This window comes from Mesorhizobium sp. M7A.F.Ca.MR.148.00.0.0, from assembly GCF_003997735.1.
Lineage (GTDB): Bacteria > Pseudomonadota > Alphaproteobacteria > Rhizobiales > Rhizobiaceae > Mesorhizobium.
Window position 1 is genome coordinate 1189 of sequence record NZ_RZTB01000182.1, and the last position, 5594, is coordinate 6782.

Consider the following 5594-nt stretch of genomic DNA (forward strand, 5'->3'; position numbering starts at 1 on the left):
CGAACACCCAGGCCCATTTGGTGAGCTCTGCTTCCCGTGCGAGGTCGAAATGCAGGTTCAGCAAGCGCGCTGCCTTGACGTCCTGGTCGAGGCTGTCGATCGGTGCCTCGTCGAGCACGGCCAGCGCCATGTTGGCGATATCGAGCGGGGTGATGGCCATGGGTCAGCGCCTCGTCCATGTGGGTCGGGTCATGATTTTCTCCGGGCATGAAAAAAGCCGCTGCGAAGCGGCTGGGGTTTAGATGGCAATATTCAGAGATCGTGCTCTACGACCCCTCCGATCTCCCTTCGTGGGGTTGAAGAGTGATCCGCGTAGCGGACGGAAAGCCAACTGCTTGGCTTTCCGAATGACGAAAGCCGGCAGGACGGAGGGGGCGCGAAGAAATATTGTCAGAACGAGGAATTACGGCGGCAGCGCACTATTTTCCAAGTCTCAGTCCGGACATGCTATCGACAAAACGCGCGAGATCTCCGGCATCTCACTGTCATTCGTGATTCCAACCCTTAAAATACCGGACGAAATCCACTAATCGAGCAATTCGAAAGATGGAAACTTACGTACCACTCAAGCCATGGAGATAGATATCCATCCCGGCTTGTAACTTTCCCATCTTTGCTGCAAGAAACGCTCGCGCTGGATTCCTCATTCACGAAAACGAGGTGGTACGTCGTTCCAGATCCTGCCGCTTCATCCAGTTTGGTGCCTGCAATTTCCAGCGTTCCGCCCACAAATCCGTCCGTCTCAAGCTTGACGAGAAGAGGGCTGCAATAAACAAAAGTTGCAGCAGCCACCAAGATAGTTGCGGTCGTCAGAACCATCACTTTCTTCATTTTCTTTTCTCGTGAAAGATCATTGCCGGAGGCAGTGAAGTCTGAAGTAGTCCGGCCTCCAGGGCAAGGCGCGCGATTTCGTCGGGCGCGACCCCGGAGCGATGCCGTTCCCATGAGGAATTGCGTGACAGTGCACTATTTCCAGTTCTCGGTCTGAAGATTCACTGCAGTCACATGGGTGCGGCCGACAAAAATGAGCCGTCATCGCAATTCAAAAGCGTAATCCCGTTCTGTTCGTAAGGCTCGACCACTGCAAACGGTATTCCCAATGATTCCAGCAAATCAAGAATGCGTTTCGAGATGACGAGGCGATAGTTCGCTGCGATCCCGAAGTCGTCGCGGCCAGCCTTCCCATTCACTTTCAACCAGACGAAAGGTGGAAGTTCCTGCCCAGGTTGATATTCATGAAACTCTTCGGATGTCGTCACTTCGGCTTCAGCGAACTTCGCACCCGAAAAACCTATGTTCTGCAGTGCACGCTGGGTTTCTTCGGTGACGAGGTAACACGGAAACGTCGTAACGAGCACATCACCGGTCCAGCCCTCTACCACGTAGTGGAGCTTGGTCACAATCGGAGGATGGACGCTGGGGTCCAAAACGGTGTTTCTGCCAAGCCCACCAGCCACATCAGGTCTGATATAGAAATACTGCATTATCCACCTATTGGAGGAATGCGGTGACAGGGCACTATTTTCCATTTCTCAGTCCGAACGTTCACTGCGGTCACAGGGTGCAGCCGACAAAAAAATGAACTGTCATCGCAATTCAAAAGCGTGATCCGTTACTGTTCGTAAGGCTCGACCACGGCAAACGGTATTCCCAGCGATTCCAGCAGATCGAGAATGCGTTTCGAAATGACAAGGCGGAAGGGTATCGCGATCCCGAAATCGTCGCGGCCAGCTTTCCCATTTACTTTCAGCCACACGAAAGGTGGCAGCTCCAGCCCGGGTTGATCCTCTTGACACTCTTCCGAGGTAGTCACCTCGGCGTCGGCGAACGTCGCACCTGAAAAGCCCATCTTCTGCAGTGCGCGCTGGGTTTCCTCAGTGACGAGAAAACAGGGGAATGTCGCAACGATCACATCACCGAACCAGCCCTCTACCACATAGTGAAGCCTGGTCACGATTGGCGGATGGACGCTCGAGTCGAGAACGGTGTTTTCGCCGATCCCGCCAGCGACGTTCGGCCTTATTTTAAAGTATCCGGTCGATCCGTTGGTCGCATGCCCCCGTGCCGCCTCACGTGTCGCTTCGGCGAATTTCGCCCTCAGGCCAGCAATCCATCGCTTGAACACCGCCCCCCAAAGAGCCGCCAAGGCTAAGAACACATCAAAACGCTTCAAACGGTTCTATCAAGGCATTGGAGATCTCCAATGGCTTGAGGGCATCGAGAACGCGCTCGGAAACGACGAGGCGGAGATCTCTCGCGATTCTGAAATCATCGCGGCCAGCCTCCCCGTTCACTTTCAGCCATACGAACGGCGGAAGCTTCTGGTCCGGTTGCAGAAATGGTCACCTCGACCTTGTCGAAGGTTACGCCTGAAAATTCACCCTTGAGAATTTTCTCTTTCACATCTTCGGTGATAAGATAGCATGGAAACGACGCCACTATACTATCGCCCAGCCATCCATCAAACTCATAATGCAAACGAGTTATGAGAGGAGGATGAACACTAGCGTCCAAAATGACGTTATCACCAAAACCGCCAGACACCTCTGGCTCAAAATAATAATATCTTCTCATCACCTATTTATCTCGGGAAAATCGAATTTTAAATTAGACGCCGATCCATGCAATCTTTCTACAATATCTTTATAATTACTACCAACAACTTCAACCACTTCGAAATATTGAAATCCCATCAGCCTTCCAACGACCTTTTTGAGGAAATCGAATTCTTCTTTACTCCTTGAATCCCTTCTCTCAAGCAAGAATTCATTCATAGCCTTAGATGTGCCAAGAATTAATTGCACAATAGCCTCTGCATCATCTCTGCGGAGATTGTCTGCCATTTAATTCGTCCTTCAATGCCCGTAATTTTCCATACACCTGGCCATACAATAGTGAAATGGTGCTCCGTCGTACGTGCCGGTGGGCAGTGTGGCGTTGGTGCAAAAGTCGATACACAAATTCCTTGCGACTGACTTTGATATACCAGCTACCTCGACGGAAGGATAGATGTTCTCATTTTGTTCATAAATTACGGACGCGGCTTGGGTCTGCTGGTTCTCCAACGCCTCAGAACGTTGCCCGCTCCCCGAATTCGGTTCGGACGCATCTGTTGATGCATCTAGTGTACCTGCTCCCGTGTCGGTCGCATGGTGCAGCAGTTCACGGATATCTAATGTGTTGGTCGGATCGGCCGAGAATGAATTTGGCAAGGTTGGATGATCTCAAAATCCAACTGTTCTTGAGCAGCAATAGAACGGGCAATTGCGACTTGATAGGCAGCCGGATCGTTGCCGTCCGGGCTCGTTGCCGCCCTCCACGCGGCGTCGACATTGGGGAAGACCTCGCGGACGTAGCCAGCAGGGTCCGCCCGCCTCATGTCCAGGGTCTTGAGCGCAGCGGCAGCCGTAACCCGATACCGGTTGGGTCGTGGATTTTGGAGAGGCCTCCAACGAGCGCTTTGCCCGCGTTGAAGATCGTCCCGTCGCCGCCTGCTTGCCGAAAACCGTGAGAGGGCGGCCTGCGTGTTGAGATTGTTCTGGCGTAGCTGGCCGGCGCCAAGTTCAGAAAGGAAGCGGGAGCGCATCGCCCCCGCCCCCCACCTCGGTCCTATCAGGCCTCGGTCGTCTTCAGCGCGATGAACGTCATGTTCTTGACGCTCGACGCGGTGCGATCCCAGTTCGCCGCCAGCGCCAGCTCCGCATCGGTGGCGAACTCGCCGGCCGAGGAGGCGTCGAGGAAGCGGGTGCCGGGCACATGCGGCACAAAATGCCGGCGGCCGACCATTTCGGTAACGCCGCCGCCATGGCCCTGGCGCGGTTTGCGGTCGAACTCCAGCGGGCCGCCCTCGGTGTTGACCGGCAGCTCGTTCCACAGGATCGCCTTGTCCTTGAACATGAAGGCGGTGTAGACGCCCGCGGCCTGCGGAATGTCGTCGTCGACCACGGCGCGCAGACCCATGTAGTAGGGGATCAGCGGTCCGCCCTGCTCGGAAGACGGCACATAGTCGATGAGGTCTGCGAGCTTCAGCGCCTTCATCTGCTTGGAGTGCATCCAGATCGTCTTGAACTTGTCCGCGCGGTCGCCCATCAGATAGGCGGCCTCGATGATGTCGGTGTCGACGATGGAGGCGCCGGTGGTGCGCACAAGATCGCCGCCGTCATTGGCGATGTTGTCGGCGACGACGCCTTTCAGGATGCCGAGCAGGGTCAGCTTGTTGGCGCGCTGCCAGTACTCGGTCTGCCGCTTGACGATCAGCTTTTGCGGATCGTCGCCCGCCAGGATCGAGGTCAGGTCCGGAACGCCCCACGCCTGGGCGCGGACATTGCGGGCGGCGACCTCGCGGCGCGAGCCGATCTTCTTCATCTCGATGGAATCGGCCGGATCGTCATTGACCGGCTCGGACGGGTCGTTGCCGAGATCCTTCCAGCCAGGCATGTCGACCGAGCGTCCGCCCATCGACAGCTTTGACGAGATAGCCGGGTCGGAAAACAGGATTCCGGCCTGGTAGATCTCGAGCGACTGCACATGTTCCTCGAAAGCATATTGCGCATAGACGGATGGAACGATCGCGTCCGCGATACGGGTATAGGCGTCTGCCATTTTTCTCTTCCTTCAGGTTTGGGTTGGCGGCGGGTGCCCCTCGCCCAGCCTCCGCCTCGCTCGGCTGACCTCTCCCCGGGGGGAGAGGAGACTTGCGACGTCGGCGCGCCTCTTCTCCCCGGCGGGGAGAAGGTGGACGCGAAGCGGCCGGATGAGGGGGCGTTTCAGTGCGGCTGATCGATCGTCAGCGCGGGTTGTTGGGCATCCAGCGATCGGGATTTTCCCCCGCCTCGCGTGCCAGCCGCCGGGCGCGGGCGGGGTCGCTTTTGACGAGGGCTGAAATATCGGTCAGGTTGCGTTCGCCGGCGGCGTTGCGCTTGAACGGATTGGCTCCGCCGAAAGAAGCACCGCCGTCGATCGTGTCTTCCCGGAACATCGCCTCGCCGATCGCCTGGAACGCCCTGGCGATCTGCGGATCGGTCAGCGCCCCATCAGGCAGAAGGATGCCCTTCGCCTTGTAGGCATCGACCAGGCCGAGCTTCTTCATCGCCCGGTTGGCGACCTCCAGTCTCTGGCGAAAGCCGTCGCTGTCGATCGGTCCCCAGTCCCTGACAAGCTCGTCATGGGTGGCTTCCACCGAGCGGGCCAGCGCGATCTCCTGATGCTTGGCCTGCTCGGCCATGTAGCCGACGAACCTGTCGTGATAGGCCTGCGCGGTCTTCGGCGAGGCACCCGCCTCGACCGCCCAGGCTTTGGACGCCTGAGCGAGTTCGTCCGAATAGGCGAAGTTCTCCGGCAGACCTTCCGGCCTGAGGTATTCGACCTTCTCGGAAGAGGTGACCGGACGCATGGTCTCGGGCAGCCGGGCATGAAACCGGTCCCAGTCTTCCCGAGGCGCGTCCGGGGCGGGAACGCGCAGGCTCTCACCCTGCTGCCGCTCCAACTCCGCATAGGATGTGAAAACCCGATCGAGGCTTTCAGGCTTGGTCCAGCCCTTGGTTTCAGCGAGCTTGCGGTTGCCTTCGGAAAGACCGTCAAACCAACTTTTGCCG

The 5594-nt window shown here is 57.1% G+C and carries 7 protein-coding genes; all 7 read right to left on the reverse strand.

From position 1 onward, the window contains the following. Window positions 1-504: 504 nt before the first annotated feature. The gene (locus EOB49_RS31955) at window positions 505-831 is read right to left on the reverse strand and encodes a hypothetical protein (protein ID WP_127383319.1); all 327 of its coding nucleotides are present in this window, start codon (window positions 829-831) and stop codon (window positions 505-507) included. Between the two features lie 170 nt (window positions 832-1001). Beyond that, entirely contained in the window at window positions 1002-1529 is a 528-nt protein-coding gene (locus EOB49_RS31960; protein WP_245472931.1) for a hypothetical protein, read from the reverse strand. A gap of 83 nt (window positions 1530-1612) precedes the next feature. Further along, entirely contained in the window at window positions 1613-2173 is a 561-nt protein-coding gene (locus EOB49_RS31965; RefSeq protein WP_245472933.1) for a hypothetical protein, read from the reverse strand. Window positions 2174-2268: 95 nt separating this feature from the next. Continuing rightward, window positions 2269-2574: a hypothetical protein gene (locus tag EOB49_RS31970; RefSeq protein ID WP_245472934.1), complete on the reverse strand. Its 306-nt coding sequence runs from the start codon at window positions 2572-2574 to the stop codon at window positions 2269-2271. Continuing rightward, window positions 2574-2843 (reverse strand): hypothetical protein, encoded by a 270-nt coding sequence (locus tag EOB49_RS31975; RefSeq protein ID WP_127383321.1) that lies wholly within the window; start codon window positions 2841-2843, stop codon window positions 2574-2576. The genes EOB49_RS31970 and EOB49_RS31975 overlap by 1 nt, the downstream gene beginning before the upstream one ends. A gap of 769 nt (window positions 2844-3612) precedes the next feature. Further along, a complete protein-coding gene (locus EOB49_RS31980) occupies window positions 3613-4602 on the reverse strand; it encodes a Coat protein (protein WP_127383322.1) in 990 nt (329 codons plus the stop codon). A gap of 184 nt (window positions 4603-4786) precedes the next feature. Beyond that, window positions 4787-5594: hypothetical protein (locus tag EOB49_RS31985; RefSeq protein WP_127383323.1), on the reverse strand; the 808-nt coding region annotated here is incomplete at its 5' end.